This window comes from Anaerolineales bacterium (assembly GCA_025808555.1).
In the GTDB taxonomy this organism is placed as follows: Bacteria; Chloroflexota; Anaerolineae; order Anaerolineales; family UBA11579; genus JAMCZK01.
This window is the reverse complement of record CP075526.1, coordinates 220,967-246,804: the sequence shown is the minus strand read 5'-3', so window position 1 is coordinate 246,804 and position 25,838 is coordinate 220,967. Positions and strand designations below refer to the sequence as shown.

The 25,838-nt window shown below is 58.0% G+C and carries 37 protein-coding genes; 32 read left to right on the top strand and 5 right to left on the bottom strand.

Annotated elements, in window-relative coordinates; genetic code table 11:
• From KIT08_01400 to KIT08_01290, 23 genes are all read left to right on the top strand, one after another.
• Nucleotides 1–192 (top strand): hypothetical protein, encoded by a 192-nt coding sequence (locus tag KIT08_01400; protein ID UYN89909.1) that lies wholly within the window; start codon nt 1–3, stop codon nt 190–192.
• Between the two features lie 35 nt (nt 193–227).
• Nucleotides 228–632, top strand: coding sequence for a hypothetical protein (locus KIT08_01395; GenBank protein UYN89908.1), 405 nt, complete (start codon nt 228–230; stop codon nt 630–632).
• 110 nt (nt 633–742) lie between these two features.
• The gene (locus KIT08_01390) at nt 743–1,903 is read left to right on the top strand and encodes a phage terminase large subunit (GenBank protein ID UYN89907.1); all 1,161 of its coding nucleotides are present in this window, start codon (nt 743–745) and stop codon (nt 1,901–1,903) included.
• A 17-nt stretch (nt 1,904–1,920) separates the two neighbouring features.
• Nucleotides 1,921–3,303 (top strand): phage portal protein, encoded by a 1,383-nt coding sequence (locus KIT08_01385; GenBank protein ID UYN89906.1) that lies wholly within the window; start codon nt 1,921–1,923, stop codon nt 3,301–3,303.
• A gap of 109 nt (nt 3,304–3,412) precedes the next feature.
• Entirely contained in the window at nt 3,413–5,596 is a 2,184-nt protein-coding gene (locus tag KIT08_01380) for a Hint domain-containing protein (GenBank protein UYN89905.1), read from the top strand.
• On the top strand, nt 5,593–5,808 hold the full coding sequence (locus KIT08_01375) for a hypothetical protein (protein UYN89904.1): 216 nt from the start codon (nt 5,593–5,595) through the stop codon (nt 5,806–5,808). The genes KIT08_01380 and KIT08_01375 overlap by 4 nt, the downstream gene beginning before the upstream one ends.
• 317 nt (nt 5,809–6,125) lie before the next feature.
• Nucleotides 6,126–6,674, top strand: coding sequence for a hypothetical protein (locus KIT08_01370; protein UYN89903.1), 549 nt, complete (start codon nt 6,126–6,128; stop codon nt 6,672–6,674).
• A gap of 8 nt (nt 6,675–6,682) precedes the next feature.
• Complete coding sequence (locus tag KIT08_01365; GenBank protein UYN89902.1) at nt 6,683–7,558, top strand: hypothetical protein; 876 nt, start codon at nt 6,683–6,685, stop codon at nt 7,556–7,558.
• Between the two features lie 11 nt (nt 7,559–7,569).
• A complete protein-coding gene (locus KIT08_01360; protein ID UYN89901.1) occupies nt 7,570–7,971 on the top strand; it encodes a hypothetical protein in 402 nt (133 codons plus the stop codon).
• Between the two features lie 84 nt (nt 7,972–8,055).
• Complete coding sequence (locus tag KIT08_01355; protein ID UYN89900.1) at nt 8,056–8,613, top strand: hypothetical protein; 558 nt, start codon at nt 8,056–8,058, stop codon at nt 8,611–8,613.
• Nucleotides 8,610–9,791: a glycosyltransferase family 4 protein gene (locus KIT08_01350; protein ID UYN89899.1), complete on the top strand. Its 1,182-nt coding sequence runs from the start codon at nt 8,610–8,612 to the stop codon at nt 9,789–9,791. The genes KIT08_01355 and KIT08_01350 overlap by 4 nt, the downstream gene beginning before the upstream one ends.
• A gap of 9 nt (nt 9,792–9,800) precedes the next feature.
• Entirely contained in the window at nt 9,801–10,082 is a 282-nt protein-coding gene (locus KIT08_01345) for a hypothetical protein (GenBank protein ID UYN89898.1), read from the top strand.
• Nucleotides 10,079–10,261 (top strand): hypothetical protein, encoded by a 183-nt coding sequence (locus KIT08_01340; protein UYN89897.1) that lies wholly within the window; start codon nt 10,079–10,081, stop codon nt 10,259–10,261. Before KIT08_01345 ends, KIT08_01340 begins: the two co-directional genes overlap by 4 nt.
• On the top strand, nt 10,236–10,892 hold the full coding sequence (locus KIT08_01335) for a class I SAM-dependent methyltransferase (protein ID UYN89896.1): 657 nt from the start codon (nt 10,236–10,238) through the stop codon (nt 10,890–10,892). The genes KIT08_01340 and KIT08_01335 overlap by 26 nt, the downstream gene beginning before the upstream one ends.
• Nucleotides 10,879–11,613, top strand: coding sequence for a hypothetical protein (locus KIT08_01330; protein ID UYN89895.1), 735 nt, complete (start codon nt 10,879–10,881; stop codon nt 11,611–11,613). The genes KIT08_01335 and KIT08_01330 overlap by 14 nt, the downstream gene beginning before the upstream one ends.
• Nucleotides 11,585–12,250 (top strand): glycosyltransferase family 2 protein, encoded by a 666-nt coding sequence (locus KIT08_01325; protein ID UYN89894.1) that lies wholly within the window; start codon nt 11,585–11,587, stop codon nt 12,248–12,250. Before KIT08_01330 ends, KIT08_01325 begins: the two co-directional genes overlap by 29 nt.
• 8 nt (nt 12,251–12,258) lie before the next feature.
• A complete protein-coding gene (locus KIT08_01320) occupies nt 12,259–12,789 on the top strand; it encodes a hypothetical protein (GenBank protein UYN89893.1) in 531 nt (176 codons plus the stop codon).
• Nucleotides 12,786–13,142 carry a phage head closure protein gene (locus KIT08_01315; protein ID UYN89892.1) on the top strand — a complete coding sequence of 119 codons (357 nt, stop codon included), beginning with the start codon at nt 12,786–12,788 and terminating at the stop codon, nt 13,140–13,142. Before KIT08_01320 ends, KIT08_01315 begins: the two co-directional genes overlap by 4 nt.
• The gene (locus KIT08_01310) at nt 13,139–13,486 is read left to right on the top strand and encodes a hypothetical protein (protein UYN89891.1); all 348 of its coding nucleotides are present in this window, start codon (nt 13,139–13,141) and stop codon (nt 13,484–13,486) included. Before KIT08_01315 ends, KIT08_01310 begins: the two co-directional genes overlap by 4 nt.
• Nucleotides 13,483–13,884, top strand: a complete 402-nt coding sequence (locus KIT08_01305) for a hypothetical protein (GenBank protein ID UYN89890.1) — start codon at nt 13,483–13,485, stop codon at nt 13,882–13,884. Before KIT08_01310 ends, KIT08_01305 begins: the two co-directional genes overlap by 4 nt.
• Before the next feature lie 16 nt (nt 13,885–13,900).
• Nucleotides 13,901–14,314 carry a hypothetical protein gene (locus tag KIT08_01300; protein ID UYN89889.1) on the top strand — a complete coding sequence of 138 codons (414 nt, stop codon included), beginning with the start codon at nt 13,901–13,903 and terminating at the stop codon, nt 14,312–14,314.
• 3 nt (nt 14,315–14,317) lie between these two features.
• On the top strand, nt 14,318–14,608 hold the full coding sequence (locus tag KIT08_01295; protein ID UYN89888.1) for a hypothetical protein: 291 nt from the start codon (nt 14,318–14,320) through the stop codon (nt 14,606–14,608).
• 8 nt (nt 14,609–14,616) lie between these two features.
• Nucleotides 14,617–14,763, top strand: coding sequence for a hypothetical protein (locus tag KIT08_01290; protein UYN89887.1), 147 nt, complete (start codon nt 14,617–14,619; stop codon nt 14,761–14,763).
• 5 nt (nt 14,764–14,768) lie between these two features.
• On the opposite strand, the gene KIT08_01285 is transcribed toward KIT08_01290, so the two are convergent.
• Nucleotides 14,769–15,464: an HNH endonuclease gene (locus tag KIT08_01285; protein UYN89886.1), complete on the bottom strand. Its 696-nt coding sequence runs from the start codon at nt 15,462–15,464 to the stop codon at nt 14,769–14,771.
• A gap of 122 nt (nt 15,465–15,586) precedes the next feature.
• Here KIT08_01285 and KIT08_01280 point away from each other — a divergent pair, with 122 nt between their 5' ends.
• From KIT08_01280 to KIT08_01240, 9 genes are read left to right on the top strand one after another with little or no spacing between them, the layout of a single operon-like run.
• Entirely contained in the window at nt 15,587–17,815 is a 2,229-nt protein-coding gene (locus tag KIT08_01280; GenBank protein UYN89885.1) for a hypothetical protein, read from the top strand.
• Nucleotides 17,812–19,407, top strand: a complete 1,596-nt coding sequence (locus tag KIT08_01275) for a hypothetical protein (protein ID UYN89884.1) — start codon at nt 17,812–17,814, stop codon at nt 19,405–19,407. The genes KIT08_01280 and KIT08_01275 overlap by 4 nt, the downstream gene beginning before the upstream one ends.
• Complete coding sequence (locus KIT08_01270) at nt 19,408–20,031, top strand: hypothetical protein (GenBank protein UYN89883.1); 624 nt, start codon at nt 19,408–19,410, stop codon at nt 20,029–20,031. It begins immediately after the preceding gene.
• On the top strand, nt 20,032–20,481 hold the full coding sequence (locus KIT08_01265) for a hypothetical protein (GenBank protein UYN89882.1): 450 nt from the start codon (nt 20,032–20,034) through the stop codon (nt 20,479–20,481).
• Nucleotides 20,471–21,166 carry a hypothetical protein gene (locus tag KIT08_01260; GenBank protein ID UYN89881.1) on the top strand — a complete coding sequence of 232 codons (696 nt, stop codon included), beginning with the start codon at nt 20,471–20,473 and terminating at the stop codon, nt 21,164–21,166. The genes KIT08_01265 and KIT08_01260 overlap by 11 nt, the downstream gene beginning before the upstream one ends.
• A gap of 9 nt (nt 21,167–21,175) precedes the next feature.
• Complete coding sequence (locus KIT08_01255) at nt 21,176–22,048, top strand: hypothetical protein (GenBank protein ID UYN89880.1); 873 nt, start codon at nt 21,176–21,178, stop codon at nt 22,046–22,048.
• 2 nt (nt 22,049–22,050) lie between these two features.
• Nucleotides 22,051–22,380 (top strand): hypothetical protein, encoded by a 330-nt coding sequence (locus KIT08_01250; GenBank protein UYN89879.1) that lies wholly within the window; start codon nt 22,051–22,053, stop codon nt 22,378–22,380.
• Nucleotides 22,377–23,240: a hypothetical protein gene (locus KIT08_01245; GenBank protein ID UYN89878.1), complete on the top strand. Its 864-nt coding sequence runs from the start codon at nt 22,377–22,379 to the stop codon at nt 23,238–23,240. Before KIT08_01250 ends, KIT08_01245 begins: the two co-directional genes overlap by 4 nt.
• A 10-nt stretch (nt 23,241–23,250) precedes the next feature.
• A complete protein-coding gene (locus tag KIT08_01240; protein ID UYN89877.1) occupies nt 23,251–23,577 on the top strand; it encodes a hypothetical protein in 327 nt (108 codons plus the stop codon).
• 82 nt (nt 23,578–23,659) lie between these two features.
• On the opposite strand, the gene KIT08_01235 is transcribed toward KIT08_01240, so the two are convergent.
• The 4 genes from KIT08_01235 to KIT08_01220 all read right to left on the bottom strand — a co-directional run bounded on the left by KIT08_01235 (nt 23,660) and on the right by KIT08_01220 (nt 25,814).
• Nucleotides 23,660–23,977, bottom strand: a complete 318-nt coding sequence (locus KIT08_01235; protein UYN89876.1) for a hypothetical protein — start codon at nt 23,975–23,977, stop codon at nt 23,660–23,662.
• An 8-nt stretch (nt 23,978–23,985) separates the two neighbouring features.
• The gene (locus KIT08_01230) at nt 23,986–24,681 is read right to left on the bottom strand and encodes a hypothetical protein (GenBank protein ID UYN89875.1); all 696 of its coding nucleotides are present in this window, start codon (nt 24,679–24,681) and stop codon (nt 23,986–23,988) included.
• Nucleotides 24,657–24,887, bottom strand: a complete 231-nt coding sequence (locus KIT08_01225; protein ID UYN89874.1) for a hypothetical protein — start codon at nt 24,885–24,887, stop codon at nt 24,657–24,659. Before KIT08_01225 ends, KIT08_01230 begins: the two co-directional genes overlap by 25 nt.
• A 111-nt stretch (nt 24,888–24,998) precedes the next feature.
• Nucleotides 24,999–25,814, bottom strand: coding sequence for a hypothetical protein (locus KIT08_01220; GenBank protein UYN89873.1), 816 nt, complete (start codon nt 25,812–25,814; stop codon nt 24,999–25,001).
• Nucleotides 25,815–25,838: the final 24 nt, after the last annotated feature.

The following is a 25,838-nucleotide window of genomic DNA, read 5'->3' as shown; positions in this document are numbered from 1 at the left end:
TTGGAAGAGCGCGAGGAGCGACTTGACACCCTGAAGCGGGCGATCAATCGTTTCCCGGGCAAAACAGCCTATGAGCTGAACCGCCTGCTGTGCTGGCCACGCCAGACGGCGCAGAACATCCTGCTCTTTGCGGAAGAAGTCGGAGTGCTGTTCTGGGAGGATGACAGAGGCGGGCTCTACGCGGTGGAATAGCGAGAGGGGGTGCGTATTTTGTATTATGTATTACGATGACAGACGTGAGTGAAAACGCGCACAACCCTACAGACTGGGTGCCGACCCCTAAGCAGAAGGTGTTTCTCGAAGCCGCCCGCGAAGTAACAGGAAAGCCCACTATTCTCAACCTGTGCAAGAAGGCGGGGATACAGCGCAGCTCATTCTACGACTGGCTGCGGAATGACCCTGACTTTGTGAAAGCTTGGGATGCGCTGTGGGTGTTCAGCATTGACGGAGCGATGCCGGCCATTGTAGAGGCGCAGATAGCAAAGGCAACGGGTTCAAAGCGGGATACCAGGGCGGCGCAGTTCCTGGCTGATTTGCGCGGCAAGATGGTGAAGCATGTGGACATAACGTCAGGCGGCGAGAAGCTGAAGGGCTATGTGGCGGTGACACCGGACGACTGGGATGGAGAATGACCGCCGCGGCGGTATATGCACCTTTAGAATGGCAGATTAAGCCGTGGAAAGACAAGTCGCCCGTAATGCTTCTAACGGGGGCGGCGGGTGGCGGCAAGTCAAGGCTTCTCTTGGAGAAGCTGCACGCCTTCGTGCTCAAATACCCTGGGGCTACTGGGATAGTTGGCCGCAAGGACAGAACCTCGGCGGGCAAGTCCGTGGTGCCGTTTCTGAGGCACACAGTGATGGGCGGCACGGATTGGGGGCGCTTCCTGAAAAGTGATGGCTTGTTCGAGTACAAGAACGGCTCGCACATATGGGTAGTCGGCTTAGATGGGGAGGAACAGCGCGAGGCGTTGAAATCCATCGGTAAGGATGGCTCGGTGGATATTGCCGCGTTCGACGAGGCCAATGCGCTGACGGAGGAGGACAAGAACGTCATCTACTCCCGTATGCGCGGTAAGGCGGCGAGTTGGACGCAGGTGATGTTTGCGACAAATCCTGACGGGCCGATGCACTGGATCAACCGCGATTTGATATTAGGTAACGGGGCTTCGGTGTACTACTCTCGCCCAGAGGATAACCCGCACAATCCCGCGGCGTATATTGAGATGCTCAAAACGCTCACGGGCGTGTACTACCAGCGGCTTTACTTGGGCTTGTGGGTGCAGGCCGAAGGCGCGGTGTATCCGGAGTACGACAGTGGCATACACCTGGTGGAGCGCGACACCGTCAAGGTCAGCAAGCATGGGCGCTGGATTGTCAGTCTGGACTTTGGCTTCACCAATCCGTTGTCGTGTTCGCTGTGGTTCGTGGACGGCGAGAACAGAGCCTACCGGTGGAAGCAGATTTACCGCAAGAAGCGCACGGTGGAGGAACATGCCCCGGCTATCCGTGAGATGGTGGGCGATTTGCCAATTGAGGCGTGGATCACTGACCATGACGCGGAGGACAGAGCCACGCTGGAGAAGCACCTGGGCATCACAACGCAGGCGGCGTACAAAGCGGTAATGCCCGGCATCCAGGCGGTGAAGCAGCGACTGGTCAAGAAGCGGCTGTTCTTTGTGCGGGATGCGGTTGACGACGTAGACGAGGAATTGCAGGCGGCGAAGAAGCCGACATGCACCGAGGAAGAGATTGATGGGTATCGGTGGAGCGACAAGAAGCAGGATACGCCCGTGAAGGAGCAAGACCACGGGCTGGATGAGATGCGGTATTTGGTGGCGTATCTGGATAACCTGAGTGGTTTAGGTGGCCCGGGTGAGTACGTCGAGAACCCGTTCTACGATTGACGGGTAAAGGAAAGGACATGGGATTTCTTAGCAACATGGCGGACTCGTTCCGCGATTGGATTTGGGAGCCGCTGTACGAAACGCTGGATGGCGAGGAGCGTCTGCGCCGCCAGCAGATGAAAACGTACCGCAAGTATTTGGATGGCGACCAGCCCAAGCAGATCGCGGTGAAGCTCAACAAGCCAGACGACAACATTGTTATCAACGTCTTGGACAAGGTGGTCAAGAAAAGCGTGGCTATGCTGTTTGGCAAGGCCATCAGCTTTGACCTGGGTGAGGGCGAGGAATACGCCGCTGCCGAAGCCTACCTTGACGAAGTGTGGGAGGAGAATCGCAAGGGTATCTTCTTGAAGAACCTCGGCCACACCGGAGCAACCTATGGCACGGTGTACGTCAAGATCGTGCCTGATGGCGCGGGAGGGGTGCCGCGGCTGGTGTCCTTGCCCTCGGACAATATGCGCATCATCACCGAGGAGGGCGACCCCGACACTGTTGCCGAGTATGTCCAGGCCTGGCTGGCGATGGTGGACGGCAAGCAGAAGGTCAGACGCGAGCGCACTTACCGCGATGGTGATAAGTGGATGGTGGTGGTGGAGCAGGCTGCTGGCGGCAAGCGCTGGGAAGTGCTGGATAGCGTGGAGTGGCCTTACGACTTCCCGCCCATTGTTCACGGCCAGAACCTGCCCGCCGACTTCACTCCGTACGGCGAGAGCGATGTGGAAGGGCTGCTGGGCTTGCAGAACCGTATCAACTACATTGCAGGCAATCTGAGCAAGATCATTCGCTACCACGCCCACCCCAAGACGATCGGCACGGGTGTGAAGCAGGTGGCGCAGAACACCGATGACAAGCCGGTGGCGGATATGTCTGGCGATCAGATGTGGACTCACCCTGACCCTGCCGTCAAAGTCTACAACCTGGAGATGCAGAGCGACCTCAACTCCAGCATGGCCTACTTGAGCTTTTTGATACAAACGACCTACGACCTCGGCCAGACGGTGAACACGGCCAACGTCAAGGACAAGCTGGGGCAGCTCACCAACTTTGCCATCCGTGTGCTGTATCAAGACGCGCTGGAGAAGCTGGCCGACAAGCGCGACCTATACGGTGAGTTGCTGACCGAGATAAATCGCCGCTTGCTGGTGCTGAAAGATGAGGCGTGGGCAGAGTTTGGCGGTGGTATTGTGGTGTGGCCGAACGATGTAACGCCCACTAACTCCCGCGAGCTGGCCGAGGAACTGCGCTCGGACGTGGACGCGAAGTTTGTCAGCAAGCAGACGGCAGCGGGCTTGCGTGGCTACGACTGGGAGCAGGAGCAAGTGCGTATGCAGGAAGAAGCTACCGAGCAACAAGGCGAGCTGGGGGCGCGGCTGATTGCGGCGTTCAACCAGGGAGCGTAGAGAAAGGATTGATTTCATGACTGTTGACCCTGCACTTGTTGTTTTCGTCACGATACTGATTTGTTGTATTGTTTTCCCGATCATCGAACTGTGGCGTATGGGGCGGTAAATGCCAACTAGCCCACTCGCCCTCGCCCAGCGTTTCCGCAGCCAGCTCACGCAGATTGATGTTCTGCAGGGCCAGCAGCTGCTCTCTGCCTACGCGCCGATACGCAATGAACTGAACGCCAGCATTGATGCGCTGCTGATGGAGATTGAACTGATGGGCAATCCGTCAGTATCGCGTGTCCAGCGCAGCGACCGATACAAGCGGCTCATGGATGAGCTAGGAGAGAAGCTGGTGCAATTCTCCCTGTTGCTGATGGTGGTGATGCGCGGGGCCAGTCATCAGGGCTTTGTGATCGGCGTGGAGAATGGAGCAGCCATGCTCGGCGCGTACGGGTTGCGGGCGAATGTGGTGAGCGCAGATGCCGTGGAGCAGTTGGCGGCGTTTCTAGACCCCTCCGGCCCGCTGTATGCTCGTATCCGCAACCTGGCCCCGTACACAGTGCAGCGTATAGCGGACGCAATATCGGATGGCGTAGCGATGGGGCAGAACCCGCAGACCATTGCTGCGGCGATTGACCGCGCCTTCGGGTTGGGATTGACGGATAGTCTGCGGATGACGCGCACGGTGCAGATTTACAGCTATCGCTACGCCAACCACGCCAGCTATATGGCCAACGGAATTGAGTCGTGGAGTTGGTTCTCGCGGCTTGACCCGGGCAGAACGTGCTTTCCTGCGGGCACAGAGATTGAGACCGCCAGAGGGCGCGTGCCCATCGAGGATGTTCTTGTTGGCGATATTGTGCTTACGCATACTGGGGCGTGGAAGCGTGTAACCGAAACAATGTCGAGAGAATATCGGGGGAGGATGGCGGAGATTGTATCGGCCAAAGGGAAAATTGCCGGCACGACAGATCACCCCGTGTTGATTGTGCGGGATGGGCGCGCGGAGTGGATGGAAATGTCAAATGTTCGGGTTGGCGACAGCGTTTTGCACCATAGCCACCATGTCGGGGCTGACTTTGCCGTAAAGGCCGGAGTCGCTAATCCTAAGCACGCGAAACCCTTCAGCAGTGAGCCAGTTCGTTTTCTTGGCGTCCCGTTCTCTGACCGCTTTTCGATTGTGCCAGTACTCGCTGTCAATTTCTACAATCAGGTTGAGTTTCGGGATAAAGAAATCAACGGGGTATCGCCATCCGGGCACGGCGTATTCTTGGATAAACTCCGCTCCAATCTTGCTCAGGCATTTTCGAAAGTTCATCTCTGGCGTAGTTTCTCCGGTGTAGCGGCGATAGCATTGGGGAGAGCAGAATTTTTGGCGCTTCGATGCTGGAACTACGCGAAAGCTCTTTTTGCAAGTGAGGCAGGTGTTGAAGACGGGCGGACGTCGACAAAGTTCGCTGCAGTAATGACGGGGCTTGCCAGGCTGGGAATAAAACTGTTTCCCGCACCGCTTGCAAGTGGTGTTAAGAGTTATGCCTCTGCTTCGAACTCCGCAGCTAATCGAGCAATAGACGATCCTATCTTGGGAAGGAAAAACAGTGAATTTGTTCCCACACTGAGGGCACGTTTTCTTCGGCCTGGTGGCTTGGCTTCTGCAGGCCAAGCTGCAATAGGCTCTGTCTTTTCTGTGCTGGGGAGCCTTGAACGATTTATTACATTCGGCGCATTTCAGGATCGCCGCTGGCAGAGCTACCCTTCCGCGCTTGGTGTGTGGATGGATAGACTGGTGCTTGGTGTAGCAAACTCGCGAGCAGAACTTTCCCCGGCCTTTGGCGACCCAGGCGGCGTGAGTTTTGAATTCTCTCGAACACAACGCGCATTTGGAAGTAATCATCTCGTTATTTTACCATACAGTTCGGAAAACCATGTCCAACATACGCGAGTTTACAACTTCGAGGTGGAGGACGACCATAGCTATATTGCGAATGGCCTAGTTGTTCATAACTGCATGTCCTGCGTACAAATGCACGGCTCTGTACATCCCGCTACCGAGACGTTGAACGACCATTTCAACGGCTTGTGCCTGGCCCTCCCTAATGTGGCCGGGGTGAGCCTGGTGGACGAGAATGGCGAGGCATGGTTCGACAAGCAATCCGACAGTACACAGTTGCAGATGATGGGGCCGGGCAGGTTCCAGGCGTATAAGGATGGTGCGTTACGCTTTGGGGAATTGAGCACCACGCATCATGACGAGGTGTACGGCGATATGCGGATTGTAGCGCCGTTGAAGGATGTGTTGAAATGAACCTTGCTCAGGCAGGCACGCCGGAGATTGATGCTACGGACGATGTGCGAATGGTCATCCCCCCGGATGAGCTGGACAAGCAGCGCGACTTGACATTGCGTAAAGGCTACCTGCAAATTATTGATGCCATTGAGCGGCGCTGGGGAATAAGCCCAACCACCGCAGAGTTGCGTAGAGGCGCCCGTGGGGTAGCGAAGCCATCCCAAATCTGATACTGTAATCACGACATAGCGGAATGGGCGGATATTTGATATTCTGAGTTCGCAGAAATTAGTTGCGAGGCAGATTCAAATCTGCTAGGCTAGTCATGTTGTAAGCGGGTGTGTGCAGGCAACTGGACAGTACCTGCAAATCGGCGTAAGGCTGTCGTAAATTCAGCCGAGCACCCGACAACCGCATATTGGCATCCTGACGTTTTGTCAGAACGCCGCCTTGTTTTGGCAGCATCCCCTTTGTGGAACGCCGCCCGATCAAGGCGGCTTTTTATTTTCTAACGTGGGCGTTGCACGAAAAAAACGAAAAGGGAAACATGACCGAGCAAACCGAGGAACAGAAGAAGGCGGAGGAAACCGCCGAAAACAAAGTGGAGCAGGGAGCGTCTGCGGAGACGAAAAACGCCGAGCATCTTATCCCTAAACACCGCTTTGACGAAGTGAACGAGCGCGCCAAGAAGGCCGAGGCCGAACTGGATGCGCTCAAGCAGGCCGAGAAGCAAGCCGAAGAAAAGCGCCTGGCCGACCAGCAGCAATACAAAGAGCTGGCCGACAAGCGCGAGGCTGAACTCAAAGACCTGCAGGCCAAAACCGAAGCCGACAAGAAAGCGGCGGAGGAACAGGCCAAAAAGGTGAAGTACGAGGCTGACGTGATTGCCGAAGCCGCCAAGCTGAACTTCCACGACCCCAAAGAGGCGATTGCCTTGCTGGGTGATGCGGAGGATGTGGCGAAAGCGGTGAAAGAGTTGGCCGAGGCGAAGCCTCATCTCATCAACAAGAAAGTGCCGCCCAGGCTGCCCTTCTCTCGCCAGACGGAAACGACTGACGAAACTCCCGAGCAGAAGCGCAAACGCCTGATCGGCTAAGGAAAGGAATGACGCAAGGAATTAACGACTGGAGCAATATTTCTGCCATCGCACAGGCGGTGCAGGAAGATGCCATTTTTGTAATCCGTGAGGCGCAGCTGATGCCCACGTTGGTACAGGAATTCTCCGACATGTCGGGGATGAACCCTCGCAAGGGCTACCAGTACAACAAGGGAACGGCCAAGAGCATCACCGACTCTGATGACCTGACCAGCGATGCCTTCACCCCGGCGCTGGACCAGACGCTGACCCCGCACGAAATCGGCTTGCAGTTCTTCATCACCGACGCTCGCGCTGAGTCCGAAGCCCCTGAAAGCATTTTGACCGACGCGTCCCGCGAGCTGGGCTTTGCGGCCAATGACCGCGTGGAGTCCGACCTGATCGCCAATTTGGGCGACTTGACGGGTGGCACTGTGGGCGCGGCCGGCACTGCCATCACTTGGGGTTATCTGGGTGCGGCGATTGCCATCGCCCGCGGCGTGAACAAGAGTGCCAGCAAGCCGGTGTCTGCCGTGATCCACGGCTACCAGGCTGCGGTGCTGGCCAAGACCGCCTCTGTGGCTGGCGCTCAGGTGGTGAACGCCCCCAACTTCCAGGACAAGATGACCACGTCCGGTGGTGCGAACGTGCTGTTCGCCGTGTACCAGGGCGTGAAGGTCTACCAGGTATTCGCTGAGCCGGACAACCAGGGTGATTTCACCGGTGGCGTGTTCCCGCGTGAGGCGATTGCTATTGACTGGCGTCGCGCTATCCGCGTCCGCCCCCAGCGCGACGAATCCCGCCGTGGCTTGGAACTGAACATGAGCGGCATTTACGCCAACGGCGTGTGGCGCCCGAACCGCGGCGTGAAGATGACCTTCGATGCTTCGCTGCCCGTCAGCTAAAGGAGGATGACATGGCTGGAAATTTCAATATCACTACTGTAGTCCTCCCTCAGGCGCTGGGTAACGCCGAGAACATCAACGCGCTGGTTGCGCCGTCTGCCGCTTTGGGCGGTGGTTTGCGCATCAAGTACGGCTACGCCGTTGAAGAAGCTGCTGGGCAGGGTGCTGGCACGGCCTACGCCTTGTCGTTGCTGAAGTACGACTCCGGCGGCACGTTGGCCGGGACTATCGCGGCCTCGGTGGGCGGCACTGCCTCCCCGCTGGCGGCTGGCGTGAAGCAGGCTTTCGTTATTGACGAGGAGCAGGCGTTTGTCAAGGCTGGCGAGACGGTCAAGATCGCTTATGTCGAGCAGGGGGCTGCTACGAATCCTGTGCGCGGCTCGGTGGTCATTGGCTGGGAGCCGGGTAACTAAGAAACTGAAAGCTGGCCGGGGTTGGTGTCTCTCGCCCGCCCCGGCCAGTTAAAGAATTTACAGCGAGAGAGAAAGGCTAGCTACATGACCTGCATTGTCGGCCTGGTGGCAGATGGCAAGGTTTGGATGGGAGCGGACTCGTGCGGTACGAACTACAACATTCGCCGCAATGTGGTGCGCCCCAAGCTCTTTACTAACGGAATTGCATTGATTGGATACACGGGGTCATTTCGTGCCGGTCAGCTGCTGGAGACGAAGCTCGTTACGCCTGATATTCCCGAGGGCATCGACACCTTTGCCTACATGACCACGCTGTTCGTGGACGCGGTGCGCAAAGTGTTTGCAGAGAATGGCTTTGCCCACATCGAGAACAACGAAGAAGAGGGGGAGCTTTTTCTTGTTGGACTGAATGGGCGGCTGTTTGAAGTTCAGGAGGATTACAGCGTCCTGGAGTTTGAGGATGGCCTGGCCGCGGTGGGTGCTGGTGCGGAATATGCGCTAGGTGCATTGAAGGCGCAGGGCGGCGGGGTGTTGCCCGGAGCGGCGGCTGCCACAGAAAGAATTGAAACAGCCCTAGAAGCTTCCGCCTATTTCTGCCCCAGCGTTTCCGCTCCCTTCACGATCATCAAGGGGGAGTGGTGAAGCTTCACATCGTAAGCAACGCGCCCTGGGCCTCCACCGGCTACGCCAACCAGACGAAGATATTCGCCCCGCGCATCAAGGCGCTGGGGCATGAGGTATCGCTGACCTCGTTCTGGGGATTGGACGGCGGCATGCTGAATTGGCAGGGCATGCAAGTGTTCCCGCGTGGGCATCACCCCTATGGGCAGGACATGATGGCCGCCAACGCCGCGCAAAGCGGTGCAGACCTGATGATTTCGCTGATGGACGCGTGGGTGTGCGAGCCGCAGCTATACGGCAACGTGCGCTGGGCGCCCTGGTATCCGGTGGACTCTGAGCCATTGCCGCAGCTGGTGAAGCAGAAAGTACAGCAGGCCTACGCCCGTATTGTCTACAGCAAGTTTGGCGAACGGATGACGCACGCCGCAGGACTGGATTGTTACTACGTCCCGCACGGGGTAGAGAGCAAAATGTTCCAGCCGCTCGACACTCCCAAAGCTGAATTGCTGGAGCGACTGGGCTGGCCTAAAGACAAATTCATTGTGGGCATGGTGGCGGCTAACAAGGGTAATCCGAGCCGCAAGGCTTTTGTGGAGAACCTGGAAGCCTTTGCCATGCTGAAACAGAAGCGCAAAGACGCGTGGTTGTACCTGCACACCGCCCGCAGCGAGAACGGCGAGTACGAGGGCGTGAACTTGCCGGAGTACCTGGCGCATTTGGGGATGCAGGAAGGCAAGGATTACGGCTTTCCCAACCAATACAACTTGCTCATCGGCTTCCCCAATGACTACATGGTGGCCGCCTACAACGCGATGGATGTGCATTTGCTGGTGAGCATGGGCGAGGGCTTTGGCATCCCTATTTTGGAAGCGCAGGCCTGCGGAACGCCGGTGATCGTGGGTGACTGGACGTCAATGGGCGAGCTGTGTTTTGAGGGATGGAAGATCCCCAAAGGCGAGGCGCACAAAGTTTGGACACCGCTGGCCGCAATGCAGTACGCCGCTCGCCCCGAAGCCATTGCGGACGCACTGGGCGAGGCCTACGAGAAGGCGGCAGGCATGGGCAAGCAAGCCCGTGAAGGTGCGCTGGCGTATGACGCTGACGTGGTGACAGAGAGCTATTGGAAGCCGGTGCTGAGCGCGCTGGAAACACGCATTGAGCGCGAAAGCAAGAAAAGCAGGAAGAAGAGACGCAGGTAAGGAGTTGATATGTATGTAAATGGAGGCTATGCGCCAGGTTATCGCCCCTGTGGTTGCGGAACTGGTTGCGGCTGCGGAAAAAGCGCTTGGTCGTGGACATATCCACCGCCCAACATAAGCGAAGAGCAGGTGCGCAAAATTGTGCGCGAGGAGTTGGAGCGTGCCAAGAAGCAGGGGAAATTCCCCGATGTGACAGTCAGGGTTGATGGCGACATGCTTGTTGCTCAGCTCGAAATACTTGTTGGGCGACTTGAAAAGATGATCTCTGATGCACAAGGAGAGGTCGCATGACTTTACACGAACAGCTTATTGAAGAACTGCTCTACGGCAACGTAGTGCGAACACCGCGAGAGGAAGCGGCACGCAACGAAATCCTCAAATTGCGCGGCAATAACAAGCCGCTAGTTGCAGAAAGCCCGAAGGGTCGCCAAGTGAAGGCGGGGGATGACAGCCAGCCTGTATCCCGCTAGCTACTTCATCGGCCATGCGTATGCGGATGACCCGAGGCGCAAGGCCATGAAGGCGCAGGAGGCCGCCCGTATCAAGGCGCGGCTGTCTGTGGCATCCGGTAGCGTGTTGGATGTAGGCTGCGGCATTGGCGATTTTCTGGCCGAGCATTTTGCCGCTTGGGAAAAATTCGGAACAGAAGTTAGCGAGTACGCATTTCGCCAAGCAGCGAAGCGCGGAATCAGAGCGGTGGATGCCGGTATCCCGATGGAGTGGGATTTAGTTGTCTGGCGCGGTACGTTCCAGCACCTTGACGAACCGATGGGGATGTTGCGGGAGTGTATCGAAGAAATGAAGCCAGGCGCATTGATCGCATTCCTCGCCACGCCAAACACGAACAGCCTTGTCTACAAGCTGTTTGGTGACTTGCCTGCGCTGGATGCGCCGCGCAACTTTGTAATCCCCAGCGACAAGATGCTGGCGAACATTTTGAAGAATCTCGGCTTGAAAGACATTGAGGTGGTCAAGCCGTATTGGGGAACGCCGTATGCGAACCCCGTGATGGATCTGGTGAAGTTTGTGCTGCGGCTGTTTGGTGTGAAAGTGAAATTCGCCTGGCCTGGCTCAATGATGGAGATTTATGCCCGCAAATAAGGTTGCCGCGATTATCGCCAACCACAACCTGTCCGAACGCGCCAATGCGCTCTCGCGGGCTTTTTCTGTGATTGATGGCATTGACGTGATCGTGGTGGATAACGGCTCGCGTGGCTTCCCACCGGTGAATACGACTGTGAAGCTGCGCAAGAATGTGCGCCTCACCCATGCTTACCTTGCTGGCCTTGCTTACGCCGATGGCTTGGCGGCGGTGAGCGGCGAAAAATATTACGCTTACTGGTTTCTCACAACGTCATTGCAGTTCAAGTTGATGGCTGGCGTGCAGGGGATGGTTGAGAAACTGAGCGGGGATTGCGTGTACGTCTCGCCGCGCTACGAAGGAGCAACCCGCTGGCCGCATACCGCGCTGGCAAAGGCTGGCGTCACGCGGCATTTGGGCGGGGCTGGGATGTACCTGGCGGAGTGGTTTGACGCAAACAGCCGTTTTGACCCGCGCCTCACCTACAACTGGGGAACGGACTACGACACCAGTTTGAAAGCAATCGCACAAGGCAAGCATGGACTGGTGGCGGATGACGTGGTTATGGAAGTGAGCGAGAACCACGGCTACAAGGCCGGAGTACACGGGATGAGTGTTGACGAATATCACCGCGAAGCACGGGCAGAGATGGATGCCGTGCTGAGCGAGAAATGGCCGCGTGAGTGGCCCTTGCTACGGGAGGCGACCAGCTATGACGCTGTCCTTGCTTTGCGTAACTAAGGGCGAGCCGCATGCGGCCGAGTTTCTTGCCGACACCTCTGTTCAGGCGGCTGCGCTGGGAGCGGAGTTTGTCGTTGCGCACGATGGAGACTTTCTCGCAGGCGCAGATGCGGAGATTGCGGCGCGCTTGTCAGCAATACCAAAGCTTGGAGCAAATTCCATGCATTACCTCGTTAAGAGCAACGGTTCGATTGAAAGCGTGCTTGACGAGGCTGCTTCTGTTTGTTCTGGCGACTATATTCTGCGCATTGACGACGATGAGCTTATTAGCGCGGAGATGATGCTTTGGCTTTATTCCGGCGAATACACGCAGTCGGATGTGTGGAGCTTCCCCCGCAAGCACTTGTGGAGAGACGGCTATCTGACTAATCCTCCACTGTACCCCGATATACAAACCCGCCTGACCGTCAAAGAAAAGGCGGGCGGGCGCAAGCAAGTGCATGACGGTTCGCCGTTTGGGGCGGGGCGGGTGGCGAATGTTCACATCCTGCATCACAAGTTTCTGGTCAAGAGCTATGTGGAGCGCAAGGCTCTTGCTGCGCGCTATGACTCCCTGCGTGAAGGTGCTGGAACGGGGCATTGGCTGCCGTTCAACCTTCCCGAAGATGCATTTGAAACGCTGGAGGTGGCGAAGTGAGGCCGAGCATGACTGACCGCGTACTCGATCTGCGCGGGCTCACCGATGCAGGTACAGCGGACTACAGCATTGCCAACGCGCCGTACTGGTCAGATGATCATATGCAGGCCGCTCTTGATCGCCATTGCGTAAACATTCGCGGCGTAGAGATGCAAGCCGTGCAGGTGCAGGTGGTAGGCGGCTACGAATATAAGGAGTACCTCTCTGGCTTCACTGACCTGGAGAGTGCCGTAACCATCAAAGACGGGCAGGGCGCCGAGATTGGAACGGCTCTGTATAGCGTGGACTACGCAAAAGGCGTGGTTACGTTCACGACCGACCAGGGCGGCTCGGCGCGCTATTTGACTGGACGCGCGTTCAGCATGAACGCTGCGGCTGCGGATGTGTGGCGCATGAAAGCGGCACATGCTTCAAGCAAGTTTGACTTCGCAACCGATGGACACAGCGTGAAACGCAGTCAGCTAGTGGAGATGGCCTTGAAGATGGCCGAACACTACGAGCAGCAGAATGGCGGCGAGACTGTGGAGATCTTCGTATGACGCTGACCGCTGCCGAGTTGGCAGACATGCGCGCCACGATTGCCGAGCTGCTGCCGGACACCTGCGTTATCAAAACGCTGACGACCGCGCCGGATGGTATGGGCGGGCAGACGGAAACGTGGAGCGCATCGGGGACGGCGACCTGCCGCCTTGACCGCCGCTCCGGTAATGAGCGCATGGCGGGCGGAGCAATCCGCGCCTATGGCGAATGGGTGCTGACTGTGCCGTACAACACCGCTCTGACGACTGATAACCGCGTGGAGCACAACGGCCTTACTTACAACGTGACCGAGGTGAATAGCGACAAGTCCTGGAAAGACTGTGTGCGGGCAACTGTGGAGATGGTGGCGTGAGCGTCAAGTTGGATACGAAGGTCTTGGACGCGCTTGTCTCCAATGCGGATATGACCGTTGAGCAGGCCAACAGCCAGACCGCCTTTGCTGTTCAGGGCAAGGCGGCGATGGCCGCGCCGTATGAAACGGGAGCGCTGAGCGCCAGCATCAAGGCTGAGCCGGAGAGCGAGTTTCTTGATGCCGGGGCAACGCCGGGCGCGTGGGTGGTGCGCGACGGTGTGGAGTACGGCATTTTCAACGAAACAGGCACATACAAGATGGCGGCACATCCGTTCATGGTGCCGTCGGTGGAGAGTGAGCGCCAGCCTCATGTTCAGCGGCTGGCGAAGGTGGCGAAACCGTGAACGCCTTAGATGCTGCGGTGTACACGCGGCTGGCGGGGGGAACAGCCCTCACGGCGCATTTGGGCGGCACGCATATCTACACGTTACTGGCGAAGGATGGCGTGAAGCGGTTTGTGGAATTCGGAATTCAGGGCGGCGGGGATGAGCACATTACCCCTGTCCGCAGGAAGAACCAGGTAGTGCGCGTCAAGGCTGTATCGAATGTATCGAAAGCCGACGCGGGGAGTGCTGATGCGTATGCAGAAAGTTTGATGTTGAGCGGTCCGTTGACTGTGAGCGGCTGGAACTCTACGTTCTGGCTGGCGCGTGAGACGGATTTTGAAACTGTTGAAGTAGACGAAGCAGGACAGAAATTTTGGCATGTAGGCGGGATGTACCGCCTGCAGTACGACAAATAAAGGAGCAAGAAAGGATATGGCAAGCACTTTGACGTTCAAGGGCAATAACACTTTTGCCCAATGGATTTACAGCGGTGGCACGGTGACCCTGACGGGTAATCAGCGCACGGTCAATATCACTCCCGTCAACAACAATGTAGACACTACTGCCGCCGCGGATGAGTGGAGCACGTTCCTGGCCGGCATCAAAAGTTGGACGAGCAGCATTTCTCTGCTGCAGCCGGTGGGTGGCACTGCGCTGGAAGATGCGCTGAAATCGGGCACACAAGGCACCCTGATTGTTGGCCCCGAAGGCACTGCCGCGGGCAAGCGCAAGTACAGCGGCGCGGCCATCTCTGGCGGTGGCGTGGTGAACATGCCTTACGCCGATGTTGTTGAGCTGAGCTGCGACTTCCAGGGCAACGGCGCGCTGGATTACGGCACCTGGTAAGCCATGAAGCTGCAGAACGGTACTGAGATCACGTTCGACTTCTACAAAATCTCCCGCAAGGAGTTTGTCGCTCTTACAGAAGAAAAGAAGCTGAAAGACGACAAGCTCTTTGCGGTGATGGCGAAGGTTACGGGCGTTGATGTTCATGTGTTTGAGGAACTTTCGTGGCAGGAGTGGCGACAAGTGGCAACTGCGTTTTGGGATGGCGCCTACGCCCCTTTGACGAAAGCCTCAGTAAGCGAATTTACTGGGGCCTCAAACACGGACAGTACGAGCCAGGAAGCGACGCCGTAGGCGATGTTGTGCCAGAGGAGTATTGGCGCTGGCACTTTGTTGAAAAATTCGGCTGGAGCCTGGAGCAGGTGGATAACCTGAGTTTGGGCGATCTTCGTGAATACCGTTCAGTTCAAGACGGATTGGCGAAGGTCAAAGGAAGTGTTTACAAATAGCAACATTAGAGCGAAACAAGTCCGCTTTCAACTCGCGGATGGCAGGAGTTGCAGAGGGTTACGAGATTGGACGGACTGTCATCGTGGCTGATGCGCCACGGAATGACATGGTGGACTGCCAGTCTCTTTGTAGAACCGCAAACCCGGCAGCACCGATCGCGCTCGATGATTTCGAGTCTGAGGCGCACCCATCCCTTGGTTTTCAGCCTGCGGTAAGACGGATTGCGCACTCTGCCAAGCGTCCCTGCGCACGCCTGCGAGCAGTACGTCCTGCGTTCCGTGGAGCGATGTTCAAAGTCCGCCCCACAGTTTCCGCATTTTGTGATTTTGCGCGGGACGGTGTATCGGGGTGTGGTTTTGCGGTAACCGCTGGCTTCGGCACAACTTACAGAACAAAAGCGAACAGCGTTGTATTTGAAGATGCTTGCAGATCGGGAAAACTTTACTCCGCAATGTTCGCAGACAGTAGTCGGCGTTTTCTTGCGTTCAAATTCCCATCTGCAAGCACGAGTGCAAAACTTTTGCCTGCCGTGAAGAGCGCGTTGCTTAAACAGTTTGTTGCAATTTTTGCAAAATCCCTGCGGGATTTTGTGGATTTTGTAATAGCACGCGTTCGAACAAAAGCGTCTTGTTTTTCCCTTGTTGTATTTTTTGTGCTGAAAGACTTTTTTGCAAACTTCGCAAATAGAAGAAACGGGCATCGTCTGCCTCCTGCAGCAGTCCTGATTGATGGTTGGGGCAGGATGGTCAGGAAGTCCATCTTTTCGTTGCGATTCATGAGGTCGCAACTAGCCCGTATTCATTATACCGCGGAGGTGATTTGATGGCGACCATGATTGCCTCATTGTTCGCTCAAATAGGTGCTGAAACGCGTGGCTTCAAACAGGGTATGGGCGAAGTCAAGACGGGCTTGCAGCAGGGTGGCAAGCAGTTTGACCAGTTCGGCGCGGCCAGTCTCATCAATATCGCCAAAATAACCGGCGCTATCTACACCTTGAAGAAGGGCTTCGACTTTGCTCAGCAAGGGGCGCAGATGGCGCGTCTTGAAACCGCTGGGGCCAACTTGGCCGCACAGTATGGCGCAAACATGGACGTGATTTTGTCTAAATTGCGCGCGGTTTCTGATGGGACGGTTACAAGTAACGACCTAATTCTTTCAAGCAATCGCGCCATGCTGCTGGGCGTGACCAATGACGCGGACAAGATGGCGAAGTTGTTGGAGGTGGCTGCTGTTCGTGGCCGGGCGATGGGCTTGTCTACAACACAAGCCTTCAATGACATTGTTACGGGTATCGGGCGTATGTCGCCGCTCATCTTGGACAACCTGGGTATCGTCACCAACCTGAGTGGGCGCGTGCAGGAGTGGGCGGATGCGAATGGTGTGGCGGCGGATTCCGTGGACGACGCAACGAAACGCCAAATCCTGCTGAATGCTGTGCTGGAAGACGGCAATGAGATGTTGGAGCAGACGGGTGGGCTGACAAAGGATGCTGCCAGTGGTTACGAATATCTGATCACCCAATTAAAAGAGTACTACAACCTGCAAGCTCAGAAGGCCGGCGACGCATTGGCAGGGCCGGTGCGCCAGTTTGGAGATATGACAAAGGCTGTCGTGGATCTTGATCGCGCGCTACAGATAACTGGTGCAGAGCTAGTGCGAACTGATTATCGCGTTCGCAGTATTGTCATGCCGACTGGTGAAATCGTTACATACGAAGAACTGCTACAACGCGCTAACGAAACACAACGCCTCAACAACTTTGAGCTCGAGCGCGCTGCTTTCTTGCACGCCCAATTGCGCCCCGAGTTGGAAGAGACGGCGGCGTCTGTGGGCCAATACGGCGCAGAGTGGCAAGAAGCCGCCAGTGAAGCTACGGCGTATTTTGACGCGGTCAACATGGGACTTTCTGGGCAGATTGCCAGAGAGCAAGAGTCAATACAGTTTGGTCTTGCTGGCGGCTATGAACTGACGCGCACCAAAGACCAGCTTTTGGAGTACGCCAAACAGCAAATTGCGCTTGGCAAAGACGAGGGCGAGGTATGGAGCGAGTACTCCAAGAACGTTGGCCTCGTAGCGCAGGAAGCTATCGGCTTGCAACTGTCTCTCGGTCAGATCGATTCCAAGCAAGCGCAGCAGCAGTTAGTAGCTTTGGGCATCCCTGTGGCGGACGCGGCGCAGCGTGCCGAGGACTTGAAGAACGGCCTCAATCTCATTGACGGAATGAACAGCGAGATCGGCGTAACCATCACGGCTTACGGCGACACGTGGATCATGCGCCTGCTGGATGGGACATTTATTTCTGGCGGGGTATTGCCTAACCGGCCAGGAAATCAGCAGATGGGGCCTGGTGGCACTAGGGGGTCAAGCGGCTATGTGAATCCTGAAATGGCGGCCAATGGTGGTTTCCTGCGCCCTGGTGGCGTTTTCGGCCACGCCACCGGTGGCCGCTTGGGCAGCAAAGGCCCGCTGGTAAAAGTAGGTGAGCAGGGCTGGGAATACGCTCAGTATGACCCTGAAACCGGAAGCTGGGAGATCATCCCGCACAACAAGTCTGTGCAGATGGAGCAAGAGAAAGCCGCGGGGATGGCCAACGGCGGCCGCTTGATTGATGGGGTGACGAGTGCCAGCGGGTTAATCAGTTCCCAGCGCTACAACAGCGCCAACATGACCCTGGGCGGGTACTACATGAGCTTGGGGGCACAGCACCCAGGTGCGTGGCACCAGAACAACCCGGGTGTAGACACGGGGTGGGAGCAGAATAACCCCAACGCATCCTGGCTTCAAGCGTCAGCACAGCAGGCCGCTCAGCAGGCAGCAGCCCAGGTAGCGGCTGCTGCAGCCCAGGCTGCGGCCGTTGGCGTAGGCGCATCGGTGGCCCAGCAAGGCCAGCAACAGGCTGAGCGGGCGATGGCAGCATTTGTGGCTGAAACGCAGCGCTCGAATAGCCGGCTCGAGGCCGAGGTGCGCGGGATGCGCCAGGATATTCGCAACCAGCCCAGCAAGACCGACCTCAAGAACGCCGTCCTGGAAGCCATGAGCGAGGCGCAATGAGCGGCCCTGCGTTTCTGGACAGCTTTGGCGTTGAGATCCAACTGGGTGGGGCGGTGCTGTGCCAGGAAGACGGCACGCCGCTGACGCAGGAGGATGGCAGCCCGCTGATCATGGACGGCTACGGCTTTGTGGACGTAACGCCTGACGTTCTGGGCGAGATCTCCTGGAACAAGGGCAAGCTGGACCCGCGCACAGACAGCCGCGTGGCCGGCATCGGTGACCTGAAGATCGAGCTCAACAACTCGGCGTTCAACTCGGCTGGCCTGCCTGGGTATTACTCGCCCGGCCACGCCAATTGCCGTGAAGGCTTCCTGGAGCGGCGTGGCATCCGCCTGTACATCGAATATGACGGTGTGCGCCTGTACAAGTGGCAGGGCTTTATCTCGCTGATCAAGCCGGTGCCGGGTATCCACGGGCCGCGGCGCACCTACGTGGAATGCCAGAGCATGATGATCGTGTATCACGAGTCGCCACGTCAGGGATTGGAAGAGATCCAGATGGACGTGCGCTCGGATGAGATGTACGAGGAGATCACCATGTCTCTGGATGAGCGGCCGCCGTCATGGGCGTGGAGCCCGAACCGCCAGCCGATCAGTTTCGTATTCGCCGGGGCCACCAGCAAGAAGTCGCCGGCCTCGGCCGAGATCAACAAGGTGGCACTGAGCGCTTGGGATCTCATCCTTGAGGTGGGTAACTCCCAGCATGGCGGCCGCATTATTAGCAAGACCTACGCCGATCTGCTGCGTGAGTATACGGTGGACGCCACGCTGGACAACGAGATGACAGCGCTGGACGCTGGCCGCGCCCGTGAAGAGCAGAAGGATTCGGCGGTGGTGGTGATTGTGCCGCGTGAGGTTGGCGAAACGCCTGAGGTACTGTGGCAACTGGACAAGGCTGAATACATCCGCCCGGGCGAGACGCATCCAATCACGATGCGCTATCGCGACCCGAACGGCGGCGCCAGCATTGCCGGGGTTGATGTTGAAATCGACCCGCAGCCTGGCGTGGATTATTACTTTGACTCGATTGAGCGCTCGCTTGCGGGCAGCATGAACAGCTTCCTGCAGGTCGAGGTCGTTCGCGGGGCAACGCAGGCTGAGGTTTTTTTTACCAACACATCCACTCGCGGCGGTTACCTGAACAATTATTGGCTTTGGGGCAAGGCGGTGCGCTCGTTTAGCGAAATTGAGTTGATTGAGTTTGTCGAGAACGCAAAACGAGATGCTGAGCTGAGGGTGACCCTGGCCTACCAGCCGCTGGCTGTGTTCGGCACAGCGTTGGCACAGGTGCTGCGGGATGAGATGGCCAGCAATGCGCCGATGGTGCGCACGGTGGCCTTCAATGCCAACCGCAGCGAGACGCATATGGAATACGCCATGCTGGAGCCGAGCGCGGTGGCCGAGATCAGCGAGAGCCAGACCGGCGTAGGGAACTGGCTGGGGATGATCGTTGGCGAGAGCGGCCGCATCTATGGCGGTGGACTTTTGGATATCACCTGGACGATGCTGATGCTGCCGCCGCAGGACACCTTGCTGATCGGGGTGACGGGGCGTTGTGAGATCGACGGCAGCCACGTGATGCGAGGTGTGTAGATGAGCTGGGTAAATCCGGTAGCGGCAAACAATGGCGACCCTCTTACGCTGGTGCGCTGGAACCAGGATGCGGTGGATAACCCGCAGTTCCTGTATGACAACCTGGGCGTGTGGGACGCCAAGGCAGGGTACACGGAACTGGGCGCGCCTGCCAATTTCACCTTCCCAAACATTAGTCAGGCGTACGACACGCTAATTCTCGTGGCTTCGCTTCGCTCGGTGTTGAGTGGTGGCGGGAACAATGACAACGTACGCATCCGTTTCAATAATGACGCCGGCAACAATTATGGGTATTCCTACCTTACACAAGTCTCAACAACTGTGGCCGGTGTGGGGAATACGGGTCTATCCTACATTCCGTTCCTGTACGCGCCAACCGCAGATGCAACGGCCCTGGTGTACGCCTCTTTGTTTATGGTCATCCCGTGGTACTCCGAGGCGGTCAATCATAAGACGGTCACCTTGCACGGACATACAGGCTCTAACCTGACGAATTTCAAGGGAGGCGCTACCTGGATGAACCCGACACCCCAGGCGATCACCCGCATTGATATATCGCCACTGGTTGGCGCAAACTTTGCTGCAGGTAGCAAAGCGGCACTATTCGGGGCGCAGAGTATATAGATGGCCGCTGAATTCCAATTTGCGGAGAGCCACCAGATTACCCGCCAGCCCACCGAGCAGGAGCGAGATGCGCGGCGTGTGTTTTTGATGGAGCGCAACCAGATGGATGCATGGATGGCCAGGATCGAAGCCATGCCGGATGGCGAGGCAAAGGCGAGGGAGGCGGTGAAGTACCAGATGAACCTTGACGCGATTGAAAACGACGTGTCTAACGGGATGGTGAGCGAGTGGGTCACCACCTACCGCGAGCCCACCCCGGCAGAGCTTCGCCAGCGCGAGCTTGACCTGCAGGAAGTTGAGCAGGCGTTGGCTGCCGAGGCAGAAGAGCGCCAGCGTTTGTTGGGATTGGCTCGCACCGCGGCCGGCAATGTGAAGCTGAGCTTGGCGGATTACTTGAGCCTGCACCCCGTGGCGGGCCTGCGCCTAGAGGATATTGAAGATGAGCGGTGAGAACAAGCACAGTGACCTGTCGTCCCTTGGCATCCCCGCCAAAGGCGACTGTTTTACGGGGCGTGACATTAGCGACACCACGACATCTACGGGGTGGATGAAAGAGGCCACTCTCGAGGAGTTGCTGGGCGGCCTCAGCAACCTGGACGATCACACGCCCGACCCGGGGGATGAAGCGGCGGAGACGGATAAGTTGCTGGTCTTCAACGGCAGCAAGGCCGTGCGAATGGATGTATGGAAGACGGGTTCGCGCACACGCCGCTATCTGGCCACACAGAAGGATGTATCGAGCAACACCACGCTGAGCCAGATCGCCGATCTGGAGATGGATCTGGTGGCCGGCGGCGTGTACGTCTTTGAGGCGGTTCTGCATGTGAGTGCAGGGGCCAGCGGCGGCCACAAATACCGCGTCGCAGGCAGCGGCGGCCTGACCGCCACAACGATCAACTATTACGTCCAAGCACAGACCGGTACGGCGGCGCCGACCATCGGCACGCGGGTGCAGGATCTGGGCAGCACGGCGGCCGGCGTCACCAGCGCCACCAGCGGGGTCTGCATCATCCGCGGCACGATCGTGGTGGGCGATGCCGGCACGCTGATATTGGAATTTGCGCAGAACGCCAGCAACGGCACGGCCAGTAGCGTGCTGGTGGGCAGCTGCCTGGAAGTGGTGCGGGTGGCGTAAGGAGACATTATGTTGACAGGATTGGGTCTGTATCTGTGGGTCATCTACCGCATCGAGGGCGGCGGGGAAGGCAAGCCCCCGGCGCCTGAGCGCGTAGCTGAGCGTGCGGCCGAGATGGGGCTCTCACATGTGCTCATCAAGGTGGCAGATGCGCAGTGGAATTACAACGTGCACCAGGGCGTTGATCTGGTGCCGCCGTTGGTCAGTGAGTTGCATAAGCGCGGCATCCAGGCCTGGGGCTGGCAATACATCTACGGGCTGGAACCATCCGCTGAGGCCACAGCCTCCGTCAAGCGCGTCACGGAGCTCAAGCTGGACGGCTTCGTGGTCAATGCCGAGATCGAGTTCAGAGAGCACGGCATGGACAGGGCGGCACGCCAGTACATGGCGGGGTTGCGGGCCGGCGTCGGCATGACGCCGATCGGTTTCAGCAGCTTCCGCTTCCCGACAAAGCACCGGCCGCTGCCCTTTGAGGCCTTCCTGGAGAAGAGTGACATCAACATGCCCCAGGTGTACTGGGTGGGTGCGGACAATCCGGAGGCCCAGCTGGCGCGCTCGATCGCAGAATACAAAGCTCTGGGCTGGACTGGCCAGACGTTCCCCACCGGCGCGGCCTACAAGGAACGTGGCTGGCAGCCGACGCTCGACCAGGTGCAGCGCTTCCTGGATGCGTGCGTGGCGCAGGGACTGGACGGCGCCAACTTTTGGGAGTGGCTGCACGCAGTGCAGTTCTACGAGAGCGTGATCAAGGAGTTCGATGGCTGGCGTGACCCCGTTCGCAAGGATGAGGAAGCGGAGCCTGAGATCGCAGTTGACGCGCTGGAGCAGTGGCGCCAGTTGCAAAAGCAGCGCAAGGCTGCCGGCAAGCCGGTGGCGGTCTAACTATGGCGAACGGTGAAACATTTGACGAAATGCGCAAGATGGCCGAGTCGGGGACAGACATTCCTGTCAAGTCTATGCTCCGCCTGGTAATGGCAGGTATCGCAGACATGCACGACGCAGACAACGCGTACAGGCAGGAGACGACCGATAGGCTGCGCAAGATCGAAGATGTGACCAAGTATCCGTCTGCGTTGTGGTTTGTCGTGAACCGCACCTGGAAAACGCTGGGCGTGTTCGCTTTCATTGGCTTGTTTATGGCTCTCGTTTTTATGCCTGAGGCGCGTGCCTGGGCGTTGGAAAGCATTGCCAAGATCATCCTGGGGTGGCTATGAACAAGTACCGGGTAAATCAAGACGGCGCCAACGTAGTCAGCCTGCACTTTGACGATGTGGCCGCTGGCTGGGAACAATGGGTATTGCTTTCGTCTGATCGCCACCACGACAACCCGTATTGCAATCGCGGGCTGGAAAAGGAGCACTTGGAGCTGGCGAAGGAGCGCAACGCCCTCATCATTGACGCTGGCGATTTATTCTGCGCTATGCAGGGCAAGTACGACCCGCGTTCCAGCATGGATGATATTCGGCCGGAGGATGTGGGGCAGGATTACCTTGACCGCATCGTCAAGCACGCGGCTGAATTCTACGCGCCGTATGCCAAGCATTTCTTAGTGATGGGCGATGGCAACCACGAGGCCAATATCCGTAAACGCCACGGGACGGATTTGACCTCGAACCTTATCCATCGTTTGAATTCTGAGCATGGCGGGTCAATCCATAAAGGGTACTACGGCGGGTGGGTGCGATTTTTGTTTAGCGTGAACCAGACGCGCCGCATGTCCAAGAACCTGAAGTACCACCACGGCGCAGGTGGCGGCGGCCCGGTAACGAAGGGCGTGATCCAAACCAACCGCCAGGCCGTGTACTTGCCAGATGCTGACATTGTGTTCAATGGCCACACACATGACGGTTGGGTACTGCCTTTGGCGCGCGAACGGTTGACGCAAGGCGGCAAGGTCAAGAAAGACCTCATCTGGTTTGCCAGAACGCCAGGCTACAAAGACGAGTACCACGATGGCAGCAAGGGCTTTCATATTGAACAGTGGCGCGAGCCCAAGCCACAAGGAGCGGTATGGCTTAGATTTTTCTATTCGCAAGCAAGTGTTGAGATGGAGTTAATTCCGGCTATTCGATAGGAGTAACAAGATGACTTATAGTGAACTGCTGCAAATTTTTGACGCCCTGCGCCTTAACTGGCCCGACCTGGTGATCCCGCTGGCGGTGTTTGGCCTGGTTTACGCCGCGCACGCCGCCGGCCTGGCCAACACGCCAGACCGCAAGCGCATTGCTGGCGCGCTGGCTGCTCTGGCCTTGTCCTCGTTGCGCACAGTTACTCTCGGCGTGTTCCGCGTGAGTGAGCTGGGGGCGGTGGTTGAGATTGCGTTGGTGGCTGCAGGCGCATGGGTGTTGTCTGCCCTGGCTTATGAAGGCAAGGGTATCCTGGAGGCAGGACTGGCCGCCAAATCCGGGTAAGCGAAAATAAGGCGTTGCGTTATTTTCAAAAAAGACCGCCTCTTATGGGGCGGTCTTTTGTTTTATTGAGGCTCGGAGAGTCCTAGTCCTCCACCGGTTGCCACATGCCGTCCAGCGTGTGTTCGCGCTGCCGCACGATTTGATAGGTCTGGCCGGGCGCGATGACGGGGGCGGGTTCCGGGTCGTGATCTTCGTGAGACAGTGTGCCAGGCTCCTCGCTTACTACACGGAACTTGTCCTTCCACGTCAGAATCTGCCCTGCTTGCACTACATGGGAGTGCCCCGTAAGACTTCCCTCGGCCAGCACAACGCGATTCGCTGCGACGGCGTTGGTGGGAGGGGCCTCTTCTACCGGCACGAGCAAAACATCGCCCTGCCTGATCTGTCCATTTTCTTCCATATTTCTCCTTAGGTTTCTCGGACTGGTTCGTACTTTTCCACGTCGAACGTGGAGGCCACGGCCTCTTCGCAGGCACTGACTTCTGGAGGCACAAGAAGGTGATACACCCGCTGCGTTGTAGGGCAGGTGACCCGCACCGCCTGGATATATCCTCTACGGGCGTCTTCACAATCAACCCGCAGCAAGGCTCGTTCATAACCCTGCCTGTCGGTATCTTGGTGAATGACTTTAGCCGATTGTGAAAACAGGTGATCGGCGCCCATCTTTTCCATTACCTCGCGGCGAAATTCGGCGTTGGGAATGGTAAGTGCATGCACGGCAGGCATTGAAGGGGCGATCGCCTGGGCATACGCTTGCCGCGTGACGTCATCTGCTGGAACGCCGTAGCCGGAGCCGTAGCCGGAGCCGTAGCCGTAGCCGGAGCCGTAGCCGGAGCCGTCGCCGGAGCCGGAGCCGTAGCCGTAGCCGTAGCCGGAGCCGTAGCCGTAGCCGGAGCCGTAGCCGGAGCCGTAGCCGGAGCCGTAGCCGTAGCCGGAGCCGTCGCCGTAGCCGGAGCCGGAGCCGTAGCCGGAGCCGGAGCCGTAGCCGTAGCCGTCGCCGGAGCCGGAGCCGTAGCCGTCGCCGTAGCCGGAGCCGGAGCCGTAGCCGGAGCCGTCGCCGGAGCCGGAGCCGTAGCCGTCTAGCTCCACGGCTCCGCCTCCCATGCGGTTACCGCGGCCTGGGTGGTCTCCATGACCGCTGTAATGTCCTGCAGGGTAATCGCAGGAGCCGCCGGAGTGATCTTGCTGCCTTTGGCCGGCCCAGCACTGGCCAGTCCAACCACACCTTTGTTGCCTGAGGGCCAGTAGACGCACATGCGAGCGCGCTCCAAGCGCAGGCTCTTCGTGTCGAGGTCAGCTCCCTTCGGCACATAACCAAAGAAAACCCCTCGGTGCTGCGTAGTTACTACAATTGCTTTCTCACTCATTTTTTGTTTCCCTTTCTGCGCGTGGTGAGCTATGCGCGCCCCAGCGTAAATGGTTTAGAAGGGAATATCGTCAGCGGAGGCTTCGGTGTCCGTGAACAAGGCCGCGTCCGGCTTCTCGTCGCGCTTCTTGTTCCAGTCGTCTACCCATTCCTGCGCCTGCTTGCGGTACTCCAGCACAGTCTTGGCCAGCTCATCCCCGACGTACAGGGCGCGCAATTCCTCGGCAGTTTCCACTTTGTAGCTGCGCGCCGCGATGGGGGTGATGGGGGACTGGTTCTGGCCTTTGCCTACCATCACAAACTCACCATCCTCTTTCCAGGTGCCGATGTAGGCGTAGAAGAAGTTGGCCGCCGCTCCTGCTGCGTGTTGGCGCCGGGCATTGGCGGTGATGTTGGCGTTGGCGTCAAAGGCGGCGGTGAGGTTCATCGCCTGGTTGTAGCCAGACGCAGTAACCACTACGGGGCCGACGTATTGCAGGGGGGTGCCGAGTGCCATCAGGCCGACAACCTGACGCTTCAAGACGTTCTTGCCCTCGCGGGTCTGAAACCAGCGCGAACGGGCGGCAATGGGGGCTACGGCTAGGCCGCGGCGCATGTAGGCCTGGTACGGGTCGCCGGCCCGGGGCGTCAGGGTTTGCAGGTTGAACGAGTTGAGAACATCCTGCTTGCCGATGGCGGCGAGGTAGTCTACAAACTCGGCTTCGTCAGCCTGGAAGCCGCCAAAGTACTGCTCGCCGCGCTCTTTGCCGGCGTCGCGTTTGCCGTTGCGGAAGCTCATAAAGATATGGGGGAAGGGTAGCTTTACGCCGCCGCCCACGTCCATGCTGCCGCGCATTTCTTCGTTTGCACCAATCGGGATGTTGAATGACATTTTTTCTGTTCTCCAGTTTTGTTT